The sequence below is a fragment of the Tatumella sp. JGM118 genome (genome assembly GCF_018257515.1).
GTDB classification, from domain to species: Bacteria; Pseudomonadota; Gammaproteobacteria; order Enterobacterales; family Enterobacteriaceae; genus Tatumella; species Tatumella terrea.
Genome location: NZ_JAERJR010000044.1, coordinates 1 through 705, shown reverse-complemented (window position 1 = coordinate 705; position 705 = coordinate 1). Strand labels below are relative to the sequence as shown.

Sequence of the window (705 nt, the reverse complement as noted above, 5' to 3'; positions counted from 1 at the left end):
TCGCACTTCTGATACCTCCAGCAGCCCTCACAGACCACCTTCAACGGCTTACAGAACGCTCCCCTACCCAACAACACATAAGTGTCGCTGCCGCAGCTTCGGTGCATAGTTTAGCCCCGTTACATCTTCCGCGCAGGCCGACTCGACCAGTGAGCTATTACGCTTTCTTTAAATGATGGCTGCTTCTAAGCCAACATCCTGGCTGTCTGAGCCTTCCCACATCGTTTCCCACTTAACTATGACTTTGGGACCTTAGCTGGCGGTCTGGGTTGTTTCCCTCTTCACGACGGACGTTAGCACCCGCCGTGTGTCTCCCGTGATAACATTCTCCGGTATTCGCAGTTTGCATCGGGTTGGTAAGCCGGGATGGCCCCCTAGCCGAAACAGTGCTCTACCCCCGGAGATGAATTCACGAGGCGCTACCTAAATAGCTTTCGGGGAGAACCAGCTATCTCCCGGTTTGATTGGCCTTTCACCCCCAGCCACAGGTCATCCGCTAATTTTTCAACATTAGTCGGTTCGGTCCTCCAGTTAGTGTTACCCAACCTTCAACCTGCCCATGGCTAGATCACCGGGTTTCGGGTCTATACCCTGCAACTTAACGCCCAGTTAAGACTCGGTTTCCCTGCGGCTCCCCTATACGGTTAACCTTGCTACAGAATATAAGTCGCTGACCCATTATACAAAAGGTACGCAGTCACACCC

General features: G+C 53.0%; 1 rRNA gene. It reads right to left on the bottom strand.

The features are described 5' to 3' along the window. Positions 1 to 705 (bottom strand): 23S ribosomal RNA (locus JK223_RS16800); the annotation flags it as partial.